The 16,129-nt window shown below is 58.3% G+C and carries 14 protein-coding genes; 9 read left to right on the top strand and 5 right to left on the bottom strand.

What is annotated here, in order from left to right:
• Positions 1–131: 131 nt before the first annotated feature.
• Positions 132–1,055: a D-alanyl-D-alanine endopeptidase gene (pbpG, locus tag UTM25_RS04750; protein WP_023312453.1), complete on the top strand. Its 924-nt coding sequence runs from the start codon at positions 132–134 to the stop codon at positions 1,053–1,055.
• A 94-nt stretch (positions 1,056–1,149) separates the two neighbouring features.
• Here the strand turns inward: pbpG and UTM25_RS04755 are convergent, their stop codons facing one another.
• Together UTM25_RS04755 and dld are read right to left on the bottom strand one after the other, a co-directional pair.
• Complete coding sequence (locus UTM25_RS04755; protein WP_194400566.1) at positions 1,150–1,704, bottom strand: GNAT family N-acetyltransferase; 555 nt, start codon at positions 1,702–1,704, stop codon at positions 1,150–1,152.
• A gap of 112 nt (positions 1,705–1,816) precedes the next feature.
• Positions 1,817–3,565, bottom strand: a complete 1,749-nt coding sequence (dld, locus tag UTM25_RS04760) for a D-lactate dehydrogenase (protein ID WP_194400568.1) — start codon at positions 3,563–3,565, stop codon at positions 1,817–1,819.
• Between the two features lie 189 nt (positions 3,566–3,754).
• Between dld and bglX the strand changes: the two genes are divergently transcribed.
• From bglX to UTM25_RS04785, 5 genes are all read left to right on the top strand, one after another.
• The gene (gene bglX, locus UTM25_RS04765) at positions 3,755–6,052 is read left to right on the top strand and encodes a beta-glucosidase BglX (RefSeq protein WP_194400570.1); all 2,298 of its coding nucleotides are present in this window, start codon (positions 3,755–3,757) and stop codon (positions 6,050–6,052) included.
• A gap of 145 nt (positions 6,053–6,197) precedes the next feature.
• Positions 6,198–7,115, top strand: a complete 918-nt coding sequence (locus UTM25_RS04770) for an ABC transporter substrate-binding protein (RefSeq protein ID WP_126796633.1) — start codon at positions 6,198–6,200, stop codon at positions 7,113–7,115.
• Between the two features lie 12 nt (positions 7,116–7,127).
• On the top strand, positions 7,128–8,285 hold the full coding sequence (locus tag UTM25_RS04775; RefSeq protein WP_194400572.1) for an ABC transporter permease subunit: 1,158 nt from the start codon (positions 7,128–7,130) through the stop codon (positions 8,283–8,285).
• Positions 8,278–9,228 carry an ABC transporter ATP-binding protein gene (locus UTM25_RS04780; RefSeq protein ID WP_194400574.1) on the top strand — a complete coding sequence of 317 codons (951 nt, stop codon included), beginning with the start codon at positions 8,278–8,280 and terminating at the stop codon, positions 9,226–9,228. The genes UTM25_RS04775 and UTM25_RS04780 overlap by 8 nt, the downstream gene beginning before the upstream one ends.
• Complete coding sequence (locus tag UTM25_RS04785) at positions 9,212–9,949, top strand: ABC transporter permease subunit (protein ID WP_194400576.1); 738 nt, start codon at positions 9,212–9,214, stop codon at positions 9,947–9,949. Before UTM25_RS04780 ends, UTM25_RS04785 begins: the two co-directional genes overlap by 17 nt.
• On the opposite strand, the gene UTM25_RS04790 is transcribed toward UTM25_RS04785, so the two are convergent.
• On the bottom strand, positions 9,924–10,037 hold the full coding sequence (locus UTM25_RS04790) for a protein YohO (RefSeq protein ID WP_008500895.1): 114 nt from the start codon (positions 10,035–10,037) through the stop codon (positions 9,924–9,926). The two genes, UTM25_RS04785 and UTM25_RS04790, sit on opposite strands and share 26 nt — an antisense overlap.
• Before the next feature lie 69 nt (positions 10,038–10,106).
• Entirely contained in the window at positions 10,107–10,847 is a 741-nt protein-coding gene (mlrA, locus tag UTM25_RS04795; RefSeq protein ID WP_194400665.1) for an HTH-type transcriptional regulator MlrA, read from the bottom strand.
• 217 nt (positions 10,848–11,064) lie between these two features.
• On the opposite strand from mlrA, the gene UTM25_RS04800 reads away from it, so the two are divergent.
• The 3 genes from UTM25_RS04800 to UTM25_RS04810 are packed head-to-tail and all read left to right on the top strand — an operon-like array spanning position 11,065 to position 13,980.
• Positions 11,065–12,750, top strand: coding sequence for a sensor histidine kinase (locus UTM25_RS04800; protein ID WP_194400578.1), 1,686 nt, complete (start codon positions 11,065–11,067; stop codon positions 12,748–12,750).
• Positions 12,744–13,463 (top strand): two-component system response regulator BtsR, encoded by a 720-nt coding sequence (gene btsR, locus UTM25_RS04805; protein ID WP_126796629.1) that lies wholly within the window; start codon positions 12,744–12,746, stop codon positions 13,461–13,463. The genes UTM25_RS04800 and btsR overlap by 7 nt, the downstream gene beginning before the upstream one ends.
• A gap of 46 nt (positions 13,464–13,509) precedes the next feature.
• On the top strand, positions 13,510–13,980 hold the full coding sequence (locus UTM25_RS04810) for a DUF1456 family protein (protein ID WP_023312442.1): 471 nt from the start codon (positions 13,510–13,512) through the stop codon (positions 13,978–13,980).
• A gap of 109 nt (positions 13,981–14,089) precedes the next feature.
• Here the strand turns inward: UTM25_RS04810 and metG are convergent, their stop codons facing one another.
• Entirely contained in the window at positions 14,090–16,123 is a 2,034-nt protein-coding gene (gene metG, locus UTM25_RS04815) for a methionine--tRNA ligase (protein WP_194400580.1), read from the bottom strand.
• Positions 16,124–16,129: the final 6 nt, after the last annotated feature.

Consider the following 16,129-nt stretch of genomic DNA (forward strand, 5'->3'; position numbering starts at 1 on the left):
GCATCTGTTCACGATTATCCGCTGGCGACAACGCCCGGTGACCGCTATGATGCCGAAGCCAGCCTGTGTTTATCCGTTGATACAGGCGGTGTACGTCATGACGTGCGTGAATAATTATCAGAAGTCTCACCATGCTGAAATTCCGAGTCTCTTTACTTAGCCTGGCACTGCTGCTGGGCGCGTCCGCTGCCGTGCCGGCCGTCGCTAAAACGCCCGCGGTGACCGCCGCCGCCGCCCAACCGCAAATTGCGTCCGGCAGCGCGATGATTGTCGATCTCAACACGAATAAGGTGATCTACGCCAGCCATCCGGACCTGGTGCGCCCGATCGCCTCGATTACCAAATTAATGACCGCGATGGTGGTGCTTGATGCACATCTGCCGCTGGACGAAAAATTGAAAGTGGATATCAGCCATACGCCGGAGATGAAAGGGATCTACTCTCGCGTGCGGCTGAACAGTGAAATCAGCCGTAAAAATATGCTGCTGCTGGCGCTAATGTCGTCTGAAAACCGTGCGGCGGCGAGCCTGGCGCACCACTATCCGGGCGGCTACGACGCCTTTATCCGCGCGATGAACGCGAAAGCCAAAGCGCTGGGAATGACCAATACGCATTATGTTGAACCGACGGGACTGTCGATTAACAACGTCTCCACGGCCCGCGATCTGACGAAACTGCTGATTGCCAGCAAACAGTATCCGCTGATTGGTCAGCTCAGCACCACCCGTGAAGAGATGGCGACCTTTGCGAACCCGGCCTATACGCTGCCGTTCCGCAACACTAACCATCTGGTATACCGCGATAACTGGAATATTCAGTTAACCAAAACCGGCTTTACCAACGCGGCAGGACACTGTCTGGTGATGCGCACCGTGTTTAACGGTAAACCGGTGGCGCTGGTGGTGATGGATGCCTTCGGCAAATATACCCACTTCGCGGACGCGAGCCGCCTGCGTACCTGGATTGAAACCGGGAAAGTGCAGCCCGTTCCGGCCGCAGCATTGACGTATAAAAAGCAGAAAGCGGAACAGATGGCGACGGCGCAGAACGACTGAGTCGTTTGTGCGTGCTGATGCCCTCACCCCGACCCTCTCCCACAGGGAGAGGGAGAAAACACTAAAAACGGTAACCCAGGTTACCGTTTTGCGTTTATTCCGGCAGCGTCCAGTCCCCATCGTTGAGCGAGCGCTGCATAATCACCGTATCCCGCCAGTCACCTTTTTTATAGCCTACGCTGCGCAGCTGACCGACAATCTCGAAGCCGTGCTTTTTATGCAGCCGCAGCGAGCCGGAATTATTGTTGCCATCTCCCACAACGGCAATCATCTGCCGCCACGGGCCTTGCTCGCAGCGGGCGATTAGCGCATCCATTAATGCCGAACCAAAACCGCGCCCGGTTATGCTGGCATCCACGTAAATCGACTCTTCCAGGGTATAGCGGTAGGCGTGTCGCGGGCGGTAAGGCGTGGCGTAGCAGTAGCCCACCACGATGCCGCGATACAGCGCGATAAGCCACGGCAAACCGCTCTCAGCCACGCTTTTCATACGCTGACGCATCTCGTCGATGGTAGGGGGGACTTCTTCAAATGACGCGCGCCCGTGCAGCACATGCCAGGCATAGATGGCGGCGATGGCATGCACATCATCGGGAAGGGCATCGCGCACTTCCAGTTCGGTCTCGGATAAAACATCAATAGCCGACATGATGTGCCTGCTCCTCGTTATAGAATGCCGGAGAAACGTTCCTCCGGCGTCAGAGCGTCACTCTATTACGATTAAGGCACGCTAAACAATCTCTCAAATTTGGCTGTAGGAATTAATCAGACGCTTGCGTTACGCGCTGCTCCACATCTGCCTCTTCTTTCCAGTATTTCTTCCGCGTTGTTTTACCAATGCCGGGATTCATGCTGTTTGTAGGGTCATTCTCGCGATAAAACTGCTTAAGTGCGTCAGGGGCTTTATAAAGATGCCCGACGTTATGTTCCGCAGGATATTGTGCGCCGCGTTCACGCAGCAGGGCGAGCATCTGCTCCTTCAGCTCGTGCGCATCGACTCCTTTTTTGACGATGTAATCCTGGTGGAAGACGTAACACATAAAGTGGCCGTAATAGAGCTTATGCACCAGCTTGCTGTCGATTTCCGGCGGGAGGTGCTCAAACCACTCGGTGTCGTTACGTCGCAGGGCGATATCCAGCGCCAGAATATCTTCCACCTCTTCGGAATGCACCGCCTGATAACGGATGGCGGCGCCTGCGGCGGCAAAACGGTGCAGGAACGCTTTGCTACCCTCTTCAGGCGTACAGGCAAAGAAATCCCCTTCGGCGGTTTTGAAGAATTCGGTCAGCCAGGACTGCGCTTCGGCAATTCCGTCCCCGGCCATTTTCAGCAGCAGGTGGTGCTCGTACTTATCGCGCCAGGTTTTCATTCGCTCCGGTAAGTGCGCCGGGAAAACGTCGCCCAGCTTCTGCATAAAGCGGTCGGTGAAGTGGGGTTTGAACAGCGACACTTTCTCCAGCATCGCGTCGGTGCGGCCCTTCATGGTGAAGAAGAACGGCATTTTGTCGGTGCCGAGCTTGTCGATCATCAGGAACGTATCTTTTCCGTAACGCTCGGCGATGTCGTAAATGTCCCGGTGCATGTACTCGCCCGCCACCGGCAGATGGGTGAATTCGCCCAGAATATGACGACGAATTTCGGTCAGAACCTCAGGCTGATTGGTGCCAATGTAAAACACCTGCTGCTTTTTCTCCGCCGGGAAGGTATCCAGACGTACGGCAAACACGGCCAGCTTCCCGGCGCAGCCGGAGGATTCAAACAGGCGGTCCGGGTCGGCGTTGTAGCGCGCCGGCGTATCGGCGTCGATATCCCGCACGCGGGTCACGTAGTCGTGATCGTGCGCATGACGACCGTCGTGCTGCACGTCTTCGTCCTTCACGCGATCGTCGTCGAGCTTGCTGAGGATCTGCTCTGGCGTCACGCCGAGATCGATTCCCAGATGGTTCACCAGCGTCAGCTTGCCGTTTTCGTCAATACGGGCAAACAGCGACATCTCGGTGTAGGCTGGGCCGCGCTGGACCAGCGAGCCGCCGGAGTTGTTGCAAATCCCGCCAACCACCGAGGCGCCAATACAGGAGGAGCCAATCACCGAGTGCGGCTCACGGCCCAGCGGCTTAAGCGCTTTTTCCAGGGAGTAGAGCGTCGTGCCGGGGAACGCGAGCACCTGCTCGCCTTTATCCAGCAGGTGCAGCTTGTCGAGGCGCAGGGTGCTGATAATCACGATGTCGCGATCGTAATCGTTGCCGTTCGGCGTGGAGCCTTCGGTTAGGCCGGTATTGGCGGCCTGCATTAAAATAATCTTGTCGGCGGCGACGCAGGCGCTCAGCACGCGCCACAGCTCCAGCAGCGTGCCGGGGAAGACCACCGCCAGCGCCTCGCCCTGACCGGAGCGGAAACCTTTGCGGTAGCGGGCGGTTTTGGCCGGGTCGGTAAGCAGGTGAGAGGAGCCAACCAGGCGCGACAGTTCGTTAATAAAAGCCGTGTTATCGTTTGTTCGAACAGAAGTCATCTTCCACTCCTTGTGGTGGGGCAAATTTCTCGCTGTAAAGCATAGCGCGATTAACTGTTAAGCGGTCGAGTATTCACGAGAAAAATCAGAGAATAACCCTGCAACGTTTCGAGGGTTTGTGGCACACTGCGCTTTTCGCACGGTATGGCCGAGATCGTCCGGCGGTTATTGATGAGAGAGTAAAACGACATGAAATGGCTATGTTCTGTAGGTGTCGCCGTCAGCCTGGCGCTGCAACCTGCGCTGGCAGAGGATTTGTTTGGTAATCACCCGCTCACGCCTGAAGCACGGGACGCGTTTGTCACGGAATTGCTCAAGAAAATGACGGTTGATGAGAAAATCGGCCAGCTGCGTCTTATCAGCGTCGGTCCGGATAACCCGAAAGAGGCCATCCGCGAGATGATTAAAGACGGGCAGGTTGGGGCCATCTTTAATACTGTCACCCGCCAGGATATCCGCAAGATGCAGGATCAGGTGATGGATCTCAGCCGCCTGAAAATTCCTCTGTTCTTTGCCTATGACGTGGTGCACGGTCAGCGTACCGTTTTCCCGATTAGCCTCGGTTTAGCCTCCTCCTTTAACCTCGACGCGGTGAAAACCGTCGGGCGCGTGTCGGCTTATGAAGCGGCGGACGACGGCCTGAACATGACCTGGGCGCCAATGGTGGACGTCTCGCGCGATCCGCGCTGGGGCCGCGGCTCGGAAGGCTTTGGTGAAGACACCTATTTAACCTCCACGATGGGTAAAACCATGGTGGAAGCGATGCAGGGCAAAAGCCCGGCGGATCGCTACTCGGTGATGACCAGCGTCAAACACTTCGCGGCCTATGGCGCAGTCGAAGGCGGCAAAGAGTACAACACCGTCGACATGAGCCCGCAGCGCCTGTTCAACGACTACATGCCGCCGTACAAGGCAGGGCTGGATGCGGGCAGCGGTGCGGTAATGGTGGCACTGAACTCGCTGAATGGCACGCCTGCGACCTCTGACTCCTGGCTGCTGAAAGACGTGCTGCGCGACCAGTGGGGCTTTAAAGGCATCACCGTTTCTGACCACGGCGCGATTAAAGAGCTGATCAAACACGGTACCGCCTCCGATCCGGAAGACGCCGTGCGCGTGGCGCTCAAGTCCGGCATCAACATGAGCATGAGCGACGAGTATTACAGCAAATACCTGCCGGGGCTGGTGAAGAGCGGCAAGGTAACGATGGCGGAGCTGGACGATGCCGCGCGTCACGTGCTGAACGTGAAATACGACATGGGGCTGTTTAACGATCCTTACAGCCATCTGGGACCGAAGGATTCTGACCCGGCAGATACCAACGCCGAAAGCCGTCTGCACCGCAAAGAAGCGCGTGACGTGGCGCGCGAAAGCCTGGTGCTGCTGAAAAACCGCCTCGACACGCTGCCGCTGAAAAAATCCGGCACCATTGCCGTGGTGGGCCCGCTGGCCGACAGCAAGCGCGACGTGATGGGCAGCTGGTCTGCCGCGGGCGTGGCTGACCAGTCCGTGACCGTGCTGACCGGGATTAAGAGCGCAGTGGGTGATAACGCCAAAGTGGTGTACGCCAAAGGGGCGAACGTCACCAACGATAAAGATATCGTCACCTTCCTCAACCAGTACGAGGAAGCGGTGAAGGTCGATCCGCGCACGCCGAAGGAGATGATCGACGAGGCGGTGAATACCGCGAAACAGTCTGACGTGGTTGTCGCGGTGGTGGGCGAAGCGCAGGGTATGGCGCACGAAGCCTCCAGCCGTACCGACATCACCATCCCGCAGAGCCAGCGCGACCTGATCGCCGCTCTTAAAGCCACCGGCAAGCCGCTGGTGCTGGTGCTGATGAACGGGCGTCCGCTGGCGCTGGTGAAAGAGGACCAGCAGGCTGACGCCATTCTGGAAACCTGGTTCGCCGGTACCGAAGGCGGTAACGCCATCGCCGACGTGCTGTTTGGCGATTACAACCCGTCGGGCAAGCTGCCGATGTCCTTCCCGCGCTCCGTCGGGCAGATCCCGGTCTACTACAGCCACCTCAACACCGGTCGCCCGTATAACGCCGACAAGCCGAACAAGTACACGTCCCGTTACTTCGACGAAGCTAACGGCCCGCTGTATCCGTTTGGTTACGGCCTGAGCTACACCACCTTCAAGGTTTCTGACGTGAAAATGTCGGCACCGACCCTGAAGCGTGACGATAAAATTACCGCCAGCGTTGAGGTGACCAACACCGGCAAGCGCGAAGGGGCAACGGTAATTCAGATGTACGTGCAGGATGTCACCGCCTCGATGAGCCGTCCCGTCAAGCAGCTGCGTGGCTTCGAAAAGGTCAACCTGAAGCCAGGCGAAACCCAAACCATCTGCTTCCCGATTGACGTGGACGCGCTGAAGTTCTGGAACCAGCAGATGAAATACGATGCGGAGCCAGGCAAGTTTAACGTCTTTATCGGGGTGGATTCCGCCCGCGTGAATAAAGGCGAGTTCGAGCTGCTGTAACCTTCCCTCCTTTGCATCCCCCGACTTCCGGGGGATGCGTCTTACGTTATGCTAAAAAGGCATTTTGCCGGGTAAATCCGCTGTTTTAAGCTACGCTTTTCTCTCAAGCCTCTGAAAAAGGCGATAAAAAAATGAGGATAGCGGAATGACGATTGCAAAGGGGATGTTGGGATCTGCGGTGCTGCTGGCGGCGCTAAGCCTGCCGTTACAGGCGGCGGAGCCGGTAAAAGTGGGCTCAAAGATCGATACCGAAGGCGCGCTGCTCGGCAATATTATTTTGCAGGTGCTGGAAAGCCACGGCGTGAAAACCGTCAATAAAGTTCAGCTGGGCACCACGCCCGTCGTGCGCGGGGCGATTACCTCCGGCGAGCTGGATATCTATCCGGAATACACCGGCAACGGGGCATTCTTCTTCAAAGATGAAAACGATCCGGCATGGAAAAACGCCAAAGCCGGGTATGAGAAAGTCAAAAAACTCGACGCGGAACAGAACAAGCTGGTCTGGCTGACGCCGGCCCCGGCCAACAACACCTGGACTATCGCCGTTCGCAAGGACGTGGCGGAGAAAGGTAAGCTGACGTCTCTGGCGGATCTCAGCCGCTATCTGAAAGAGAAGGGCGACTTTAAGCTGGCTGCGTCCGCAGAGTTTATCGAGCGTCCTGACGCGCTCCCGGCGTTCGAAAAAGCCTACGACTTCAAGCTCGACCAGGCGCAGCTGCTCTCGCTGGCGGGCGGGGATACGGCGGTAACCATCAAGGCGGCGGCGCAGCAAACTTCTGGCGTTAACGCGGCAATGGCCTACGGCACAGACGGCCCGGTGGCGGCGCTCGGCCTGCAAACCCTGACCGATCCAAAAGGCGTTCAGCCGATTTACGCTCCGACCCCGGTCGTACGTGAGTCGGTGCTGAAAGCCTATCCGGATATTGCAGAATGGCTCAAACCGGTCTTCGAAAAACTGGATGAAAAAACGCTGCAACAGCTGAATGCCAGCATTGCCGTCGAGGGGCTGGATGCCAAAAAAGTGGCCGCCGACTTCCTGAAACAACAAGGGCTTGTGAAGTAACGGGAAAGGGCTGTGCCAATAAAATGTCATAACCGCGTACTGCTGCTGCTGGCCTGCGTGGCCATCGCGGCGGTCGCGCTGCCGTTTGTGAATGTCGCACCTAACCGCCTGATGTCAGGGGAAGGGCGCTATCTCTGGGAAGTGTGGGCGTTCACGCCGTGGTGGCTGGCCGCGGCGCTGGGCGCGTGGGTTGCGCTATCGTTCTGGCAAGGGCGCACGGCGCAGTGGCTGACGCTGCTCCTCGCTGAAGGGCTGTTTATCATTCTGTTCTGGAGTGGCGGGCAGGCGGCGACGCATATGGCGTCGGCGGAAAGCCCGCTGGCGAGAACCACGGTGGGCAGCGGCCTCTGGCTGTGGCTGGCGCTGTGTCTGCTGGCCAGCAGCGATGCCATTCGTCGACTCATCTCCAGCGCCGTCTGGCGCTGGGTGCTCAACGCGCAGATATGGTGTATTCCCTTGTTCCTGCTGTTCAGCGGTGAGCTGAACAATCTCTCGTTGCTGAAAGAGTACGCCAACCGTCAGGAGGTGTTTGATGATGCCCTGGCGCAACACCTGACGATCCTTTTTGGCACGCTGATCCCGGCTCTGCTGATCGGGATACCGCTCGGCATGTGGTGCTATCGCCATCCTTCACGCCAGGGTGGGATCTTTGCCGTGCTCAACGTGATCCAGACCATACCTTCCGTCGCGCTGTTTGGCCTGCTGATTGCCCCGCTGGCGGGGCTGGTGAAGTCATTTCCGGTGCTGGGAACGCTTGGCATAGCCGGAACGGGGTTAACGCCCGCGCTTATCGCGCTGGTGCTGTATGCGCTGCTGCCGCTGGTGCGCGGCGTGGTCGCGGGCCTGAGCCAGATCGCGCCGGATGTGCTTGAAAGCGCCCATGCGATGGGGATGAGCGCGCGGCAGTGTTTCTGGAAAATTCAGCTCCCCCTGGCGCTGCCCCTGCTGCTGCGCAGCCTGCGGGTGGTGGCGGTACAAACCGTCGGCATGGCGGTGATTGCGGCGCTGATTGGTGCGGGCGGCTTTGGCGCACTGGTGTTCCAGGGGCTGCTCAGCAGCGCCCTCGATCTGGTGTTGCTGGGCGTGGTGCCCACGATTGCGCTGGCGGTTGTCGTCGACGCGCTGTTTGCCTTATGGCTCGCGCTGCTCAGGAGAAGAGCCAATGATTGAATTTCATGATGTCAGTAAAACCTTTGCCGGTCGCCCGGCGGCGAGCCATCTGAACCTGAACTTTGCCGAGGGGGCTTTTTCCGTGCTGATTGGCACCTCGGGCTCGGGAAAATCCACCACTCTAAAGATGATCAACCGCCTGGTTGAGCATGACAGCGGGGTGATCCGCTTTGCCGGAGAAGAGATCCGCAGCCTGCCGGTGCTGGAGCTGCGTCGCCGGATGGGCTATGCCATTCAGTCTATCGGCCTGTTTCCCCACTGGACGGTGGCGCAGAACATCGCCACCGTGCTGCAGCTGGAGAAATGGTCGCGGGCAAAAATCGCTGACCGGGTAGATGAGCTGATGGCGCTCCTGGGCCTGGAGCCCGCGCTGCGCGATCGCTATCCGCACCAGCTTTCCGGAGGCCAGCAGCAGCGCGTGGGCGTGGCGCGCGCGCTGGCGGCTAACCCGCAGGTGCTGCTGATGGATGAACCCTTCGGCGCGCTGGATCCGGTCACGCGCGGGGCGCTGCAGGCGGAGATGACCCGCATTCACCGCATTCTCGGACGCACGATCGTTCTCGTGACGCACGATATTGATGAAGCTCTGCGCCTGGCCGACCATCTGGTGCTGATGGATCATGGCGAAGTGGTGCAGCAGGGCTCGCCGCTTGAGCTATTAACATGGCCGAAGAACGACTTTGTGCGCGAGTTTTTTGGCCGCAGCGAGCTGGGCGTGAGGCTGCTCTCACTGCGGACGGTTAGCGACTATATGCGTCGGGAGGAGGTTCCGGTGAGCGGCGAACCGCTGCAGGCGCAGATGAGCCTGCGGGATGCCCTCTCGGCGTTTGTCGCGCGCCAGTGCGAGGTATTGCCCGTCTCGGACTCGCGCGGTATGCCGTGCGGAACCTTACATTTTCGCGATCTGCTGGCCGGGGAGGTGACGCGTGAAGGCACTGCGTGATCCGCTCCTCTGGCTGGTAGCGCTCTTTGTCGCCTTACTGTTTCTGATGCCCCACAGCGCGGCGCTATTTAATGCTCTTTTCCCGGGGCTGCTGCGGCCGGTCTATCAGCAGGAGAGCTTTATTAATCTCGCTCTGGCGCATCTCTGGCTGGTGGCGCTCTCAAGCGCCATCGCGGTTGTGTTGGGGGTAGGGGCAGGCATCGCGGTCACGCGGCCTGCGGGGAAGGAGTTTCGTCCGCTGGTGGAGACGATAGCGGCGATTGGCCAGACGTTTCCCCCGGTGGCGGTGCTGGCAATAGCGGTTCCGGTGATGGGCTTTGGCCAGCAGCCCGCCATTATTGCGCTGATTTTATACGGCGTATTGCCGGTGCTGCAGGGCACGCTGGCGGGCCTCGCGGCGGTACCGGCGTCAGTGCTGAGCGTGGCTGAAGGGATGGGGATGAGTCGCGGCCAGCGGCTGCGCAAGGTTGAACTGCCGCTTGCGGCACCGGTGATTATTGCCGGGATCCGCACGTCGGTGATTATTAACATCGGGACGGCGACCATTGCGTCTACGGTCGGTGCCAATACGCTGGGAACGCCGATTATTATCGGCCTGAGCGGGTTTAATACGGCTTATATCGTGCAGGGGGCGGTGCTGGTCGCGCTGGCGGCAATCGTCGTCGATCGCCTTTTTGAGCGGCTGGCGCTGTACCTCAGCCGACACCGCCGCGAACAATAAACGAGTATCCTGCCAGCATCACGCCGCCAATACCGCTCACGGCCATCAGGACAAAAAGGGTAATAATGGCCAGTTTGGTTGCCTTCATCATGTGCTCCTGTTGTTAACGGAACAATTATACGGTGAAGCGCAGCTGTTAATGAACCATTAAATGCCGTTATGGCTCATCCGGGCCAAGGGAATAAACCGGGTAACCATTCTCTCGCCATTGTGTCAGCAGCTGCTGCTGCGTGGCGGAGGGCACTTCCCCACACCAGACCAGCAGGGTCTGACCGTCGAAAAACTCGGGCTTAAGCTGCGCCAGCGAGTGCGCCAGGACATCCACGCGCCAGCCCTTCTGGGTCGCAATCCACGCTTCCAGCCACAGGCGGGTGGTATCGTGCACGTTCCAGCCGACCACCAGCGCATCTTTTCCGGCTTTGTTCTTCGCTGAGGCAAGGCAGACGGCAATATAGTTGATCAGCACCCCGTCGAGCATGCTGAGCAGCGCCTGCAGGGTGGACTGCTGGCACTGAAGACGTCGACGGAGCGGAATGAAAAGATGGCTGATCAGCGTCTGTGCCGGATAGTCGCGGCCCTGCTCTTTTATCCATGCGCGCAGGCGCTGAAGGTTGCCCGCCTGCAGGAGTCTCAACAGGGTTTCCTGTTGTTCGCGCCAGAGGTGTTGCGTGTCCGGGTCGTCATGGCTCAGCAGGGACTTCACTTTGCCGACCTGCACTCCGTTGTCGATCCAGCTTTTAATTTCGCGGATGCGGTCGATATCGGCCTCATTGAAAAGGCGATGCCCACCGTCGGTCCTCTGCGGTTTAAGCAATCCATACCGTCGCTGCCACGCCCGTAGGGTAACGGGATTGATATCACAAAGGAGTGCCACTTCACCTATCGTGTAAAGCGCCATATTCGCCCCCTGGCTTACGCGTTCCCAGCTTAACTGTAGACCCACTTTGGCGAACCAGGAAGGATTGATTGATTTTTGAACAAACAATGCGAAGCATGCGCGATATTCAGAAAAAGGTGTGATAACGGACACGATTTTGCGCTTTTTTGGGATTCTTCAAAGAAAGTAAATCCGCATCAGTGTATGTTACGCGTTTTTAGCGTGTGCGGTTTTGAGTATGTACGAGTTTAATCTGGTGCTGCTGTTGCTTCAGCAGATGTGCGTGTTTCTGGTCATTGCCTGGCTGATGAGCAAAACGCGCCTGTTTATCCCGCTGATGCAGGTCACCGTCCGCCTGCCGCATAAATTCCTCTGCTACGTCGTATTTTCTATATTCTGCATTATGGGGACCTGGTTTGGTCTCCATATCGAAGACTCTATTGCCAACACGCGCGCTATCGGCGCGGTGATGGGCGGTCTGCTGGGCGGTCCCGTCGTCGGTGGGCTTGTCGGCTTAACCGGGGGGCTGCATCGCTATTCCATGGGCGGGATGACGGCGCTCAGCTGCATGATCTCCACAATCGTGGAAGGGCTGCTCGGCGGGCTGGTGCACAGCTACATGATCAAACGCGGCCGCCCGGATAAAGTCTTTAGCCCGCTTACCGCCGGTGCCATTACCTTTGTGGCCGAAGTGGCGCAGATGGCGATCATTCTGCTCATTGCCCGTCCGTTTGAGGATGCGCTGCACCTGGTCAGCAGTATTGCCGCTCCGATGATGGTCACCAACACCGTGGGTGCGGCGCTGTTTATGCGCATTCTGCTCGACAAGCGCGCCATGTTTGAGAAGTACACCTCGGCGTTTTCCGCCACGGCGCTGAAGGTCGCCGCCTCGACCGAAGGGATCCTTCGCCAGGGGTTTAACGAAGAAAACAGCATGAAGGTCGCGCAGGTGCTCTACAAGGAGCTGGATATCGGCGCGGTGGCCATAACCGACCGCGAGCGGCTGCTGGCCTTTACCGGCACCGGGGACGATCACCATCTGCCGGGTAAACCGATCTCCTCAGCCTATACGCTGCGCGCCATCGAAACCGGTGAGGTGGTGTATGCCGACGGTAACGAAGTGCCTTACCGCTGTTCGCTGCATCCGCAGTGCAAGCTGGGCTCCACGCTGGTGATTCCGCTGCGCGGGGAAAATCAGCGGGTGATGGGGACTATCAAGCTGTATGAGGCCAAAAACCGTCTGTTCAGCTCCATCAACCGCACGCTGGGGGAGGGGATAGCCCAGCTGCTGTCCGCGCAAATCCTCGCCGGGCAGTATGAACGGCAGAAAGCCCTGCTGACGCAGTCCGAAATTAAGCTGCTGCATGCTCAGGTCAACCCGCATTTCCTGTTTAATGCCCTCAACACGCTCAAAGCGGTGATCCGCCGCGACAGCGATCAGGCCGCGCAGCTGGTGCAGTTTCTGTCGACCTTTTTCCGTAAGAACCTGAAACGGCCGTCTGAGATCGTGACCCTCGCCGATGAGATTGAGCACGTGAATGCCTATCTCCAGATCGAGCAGGCGCGTTTCCAGTCGCGCCTGCAGGTGTCGCTCTCCGTTCCGGACGAGCTGGCGTATCAGCATCTCCCTGCCTTTACCCTGCAGCCTATTGTCGAAAACGCCATTAAACACGGCACGTCACAGCTTCTGGGAACGGGGGAGATAACCATTGCCGCCAGCCGTTTCAACCACCATCTGGTGCTGGATATTGAAGATAATGCCGGGCTTTACCAGCCTTCCGCCTCGGGCGGTTTAGGGATGAGCCTTGTGGATAAACGCCTGCGCGCCCATTTTGGCGACGACTGTGGCATTACCGTCGCCTGTGAGGCAGACCGATTTACCCGTATTACCGTACGACTGCCGCTGGAGGAAAACGCATGTTAAGAGTGCTGATCGTGGATGACGAGCCGCTGGCACGAGAAAACCTGCGCGTTCTGCTGCAGGAGCAGCCAGATATCGAGATTGTGGGCGAGTGCGCGAACGCCATTGAGGCCATCGGCGCGGTGCACAAGCTGCGCCCGGACGTGCTGTTCCTCGATATTCAGATGCCCCGCATCAGCGGGCTGGAGATGGTCGGCATGCTCGACCCGGCGCATCGCCCCTATATCGTGTTTCTGACGGCGTTCGACGAATATGCCGTTAAGGCCTTTGAGGAGCACGCGTTTGACTATTTACTCAAGCCGATTGAAGAGAAGCGTCTGGAAAAAACGCTCGCCCGTTTACGCCAGGAGCGAACCGTACAGGACGTCACGCTGCTGCCGGAAAACCAGCAGCCGCTGAAGTTTATCCCCTGCACCGGGCACAGCCGGATTTATCTTCTGCAGATGGATGATGTGGCGTTCGTCAGCAGCCGACTGAGCGGGGTGTTTGTCACCAGCGCGGAAGGGAACGAAGGGTTTACCGAGCTGACCCTGCGCACGCTGGAGAGCCGCACGCCGCTGATCCGCTGCCACCGCCAGTATCTGGTGAACATGGCGCACCTGAAGGAGATCCGCCTGGAAGATAACGGCCAGGCCGAGCTGGTGCTGCGTGCCGGGCAAACGGTACCCGTCAGCCGTCGCTATCTCAAGAGTTTGAAAGAGGCGATTGGCCTGTAAAACTGGTACACTGCGCGCCATTGCATCATCGACATTCGAAGGCTCTATGCTAAGTAACGATATTCTTCGTAGCCTGCGCTACACCCTGAAAGCAAACAATAACGACATGGTGCGCATTCTTGCGCTGTCGGACATGGAATCCACGTCTGCCGGTTTCGATACCTGGATGACCAAAGAAGACGAAGAGGGCTTTGTTCGCTGCCCGGACATCATTCTGTCGGGTTTCCTGAACGGTCTGATTTACGATAAGCGTGGCAAAGATCCGGCCGCGCCGGAGCTGGCGCTGGAGCGTCGCGTGAACAACAACACGGTGCTGAAAAAGCTGCGCATCGCGTTCTCGCTAAAAACGGACGATATTGTGGCGATCATGACCGAGCAAAAATACCGCGTATCCGTGCCGGAAGTGACCGCCATGATGCGCGCGCCGGATCATAAAAACTACCGCGAGTGCGGCGACCAGTTTCTGCGCAATTTCCTGCGCGGGCTGACCCACCGGGTGCATCACCCGAAGGCGTGATTTTAGCCGGGTGGCGGCTTCGCCTTACCCGGCTTACAAAACCCGTAGTCCCGTGCAAGCGTAGCGCCGCCGGGCAAAAAAAAGCCGGAGAGAATCTCCGGCTTTTTTGTTATTTCACCTGCTGCCCAGGCTTCGCGCCTTCGTCAGGGCTTAACAGGAAGATATCTTTCCCGCCAGGGCCTGCGGCCATTACCATCCCTTCAGAGATGCCGAAGCGCATTTTGCGCGGCGCCAGGTTCGCCACCATCACGGTCTGACGACCGATCAGCACCTGCGGGTCCGGGTAGGCTGAACGGATGCCGGAGAAGACGTTACGCTTCTCGCCGCCCAGATCCAGCGTCAGGCGCAGCAGCTTGTCAGATCCTTCCACGAATTCCGCGTTTTCGATCAGCGCCACGCGCAGGTCAACTTTGGCGAAATCGTCAAAGGTAATGGTTTCCTGAATCGGATCGTCTGCCAGCGGGCCGGTAACCGGTGCCGCAGCCGCCTTCACCTCTTCTTTAGACGCTTCCACCAGAGCTTCAACCTGCTTCATCTCGATGCGGTTGTACAACGCCTTGAAGGTGTTCACCTTGTGGCCGAGCAGCGGCTGCTGGATGGCATCCCAGTTCAGTTCGGTGTTCAGGAACGCTTCAGCACGGGCTGCCAGCTGCGGCAGAACCGGCTTCAGGTACGTCATCAGCACGCGGAACAGGTTGATGCCCATGGAGCAGATGGCCTGCAGGTCGGCATCGCGGCCTTCCTGTTTCGCGACAACCCACGGTGCCTGCTCGTCGACATAGCGGTTCGCCAGGTCAGCCAGGGCCATGATTTCGCGCACCGCTTTGCCGAACTCACGGGTTTCCCACGCGTCGCCAATGGTGGCTGCCGCGTCGGTAAAGGTTTTGTACAGGGCAGGATCAGCCAGTTCAGCGGCCATCACGCCGTCAAAGCGTTTGGCAATAAAGCCCGCGTTACGGGAGGCCAGGTTCACCACCTTGTTGACAATGTCCGCGTTCACGCGCTGCACGAAATCTTCCAGGTTCAGGTCGATGTCGTCGATGCGGGAAGAGAGCTTAGCGGTGTAGTAGTAGCGCAGGCTGTCCGCGTCGAAGTGGTTCAGCCAGGTGCTGGCCTTAATGAACGTCCCGCGAGACTTGGACATCTTGGCGCCGTTCACCGTCACGTAGCCGTGTACGAACAGGTTGGTTGGCTTGCGGAAGTTGCTGCCTTCCAGCATCGCCGGCCAGAACAGGCTGTGGAAATAAACGATGTCTTTACCGATAAAGTGATACAGCTCTGCCGTGGAATCTTTCTTCCAGTATTCGTCGAAGCTGACGGTGTCGCCACGCTTGTCGCACAGGTTCTTGAAGGAGCCCATGTAGCCGATTGGCGCATCCAGCCAGACGTAGAAGTATTTGCCCGGCGCGTTCGGGATTTCAAAGCCGAAGTACGGCGCATCGCGGGAGATATCCCACTGCTGCAGGCCGGATTCGAACCACTCCTGCATTTTGTTCGCCACCTGCTCCTGCAGCGCGCCGCTGCGGGTCCACGCCTGCAGCATTTCGCTGAAGGACGGCAGGTCGAAGAAGAAGTGCTCGGAGTCACGCATCACAGGCGTGGCACCGGATACCACGGATTTCGGCTCGATAAGCTCGGTCGGGCTGTAGGTCGCGCCGCACACTTCACAGTTATCGCCGTACTGGTCCGGGGATTTACATTTCGGACAGGTGCCTTTGACGAAACGATCCGGCAGGAACATGCCTTTTTCCGGATCGTAAAGCTGAGAGATAGTGCGGTTTTTGATAAAACCGTTCTCTTTCAGACGGGTGTAGATCAGCTCCGACAGCTCGCGGTTTTCGTCGCTGTGCGTGGAGTGATAGTTGTCATAGCTGATATCAAAGCCAGCAAAATCGGTCTGATGCTCCTGACTCATTTCGGCAATCATCTGCTCCGGGGAGATCCCCAGCTGCTGCGCTTTCAGCATGATCGGCGTGCCGTGAGCATCGTCCGCACAGATGAAGTTAACCTCGTGGCCGCGCATTCGCTGGTAACGGACCCAGACATCAGCCTGGATATGCTCCAGCATGTGGCCGAGGTGGATTGAGCCGTTGGCGTACGGCAGTGCGCACGTTACCAGAATTTTCTTCGCGACTTGAGTCATAGTAGG

The organism is Enterobacter sp. 61D5 (assembly GCF_034107965.1).
GTDB lineage: Bacteria > Pseudomonadota > Gammaproteobacteria > Enterobacterales > Enterobacteriaceae > Enterobacter > Enterobacter cloacae_M.

Excerpts from the sequence above, each read along its gene's own strand:
- UTM25_RS04790 (WP_008500895.1), bottom strand. The coding sequence starts at position 10,037 with ATGAAGGCAACCAAACTGGCCATTATTACCCTTTTTGTCCTGATGGCC.
- bglX (WP_194400570.1), top strand. The coding sequence starts at position 3,755 with ATGAAATGGCTATGTTCTGTAGGTGTCGCCGTCAGCCTGGCGCTGCAA.
- UTM25_RS04810 (WP_023312442.1), top strand. The coding sequence starts at position 13,510 with ATGCTAAGTAACGATATTCTTCGTAGCCTGCGCTACACCCTGAAAGCA.
- UTM25_RS04770 (WP_126796633.1), top strand. The coding sequence starts at position 6,198 with ATGACGATTGCAAAGGGGATGTTGGGATCTGCGGTGCTGCTGGCGGCG.
- dld (WP_194400568.1), bottom strand. The coding sequence starts at position 3,565 with ATGACTTCTGTTCGAACAAACGATAACACGGCTTTTATTAACGAACTG.
- UTM25_RS04780 (WP_194400574.1), top strand. The coding sequence starts at position 8,278 with ATGATTGAATTTCATGATGTCAGTAAAACCTTTGCCGGTCGCCCGGCG.
- UTM25_RS04755 (WP_194400566.1), bottom strand. The coding sequence starts at position 1,704 with ATGTCGGCTATTGATGTTTTATCCGAGACCGAACTGGAAGTGCGCGAT.
- mlrA (WP_194400665.1), bottom strand. The coding sequence starts at position 10,847 with ATGGCGCTTTACACGATAGGTGAAGTGGCACTCCTTTGTGATATCAAT.
- UTM25_RS04800 (WP_194400578.1), top strand. The coding sequence starts at position 11,065 with ATGTACGAGTTTAATCTGGTGCTGCTGTTGCTTCAGCAGATGTGCGTG.
- btsR (WP_126796629.1), top strand. The coding sequence starts at position 12,744 with ATGTTAAGAGTGCTGATCGTGGATGACGAGCCGCTGGCACGAGAAAAC.
- metG (WP_194400580.1), bottom strand. The coding sequence starts at position 16,123 with ATGACTCAAGTCGCGAAGAAAATTCTGGTAACGTGCGCACTGCCGTAC.
- pbpG (WP_023312453.1), top strand. The coding sequence starts at position 132 with ATGCTGAAATTCCGAGTCTCTTTACTTAGCCTGGCACTGCTGCTGGGC.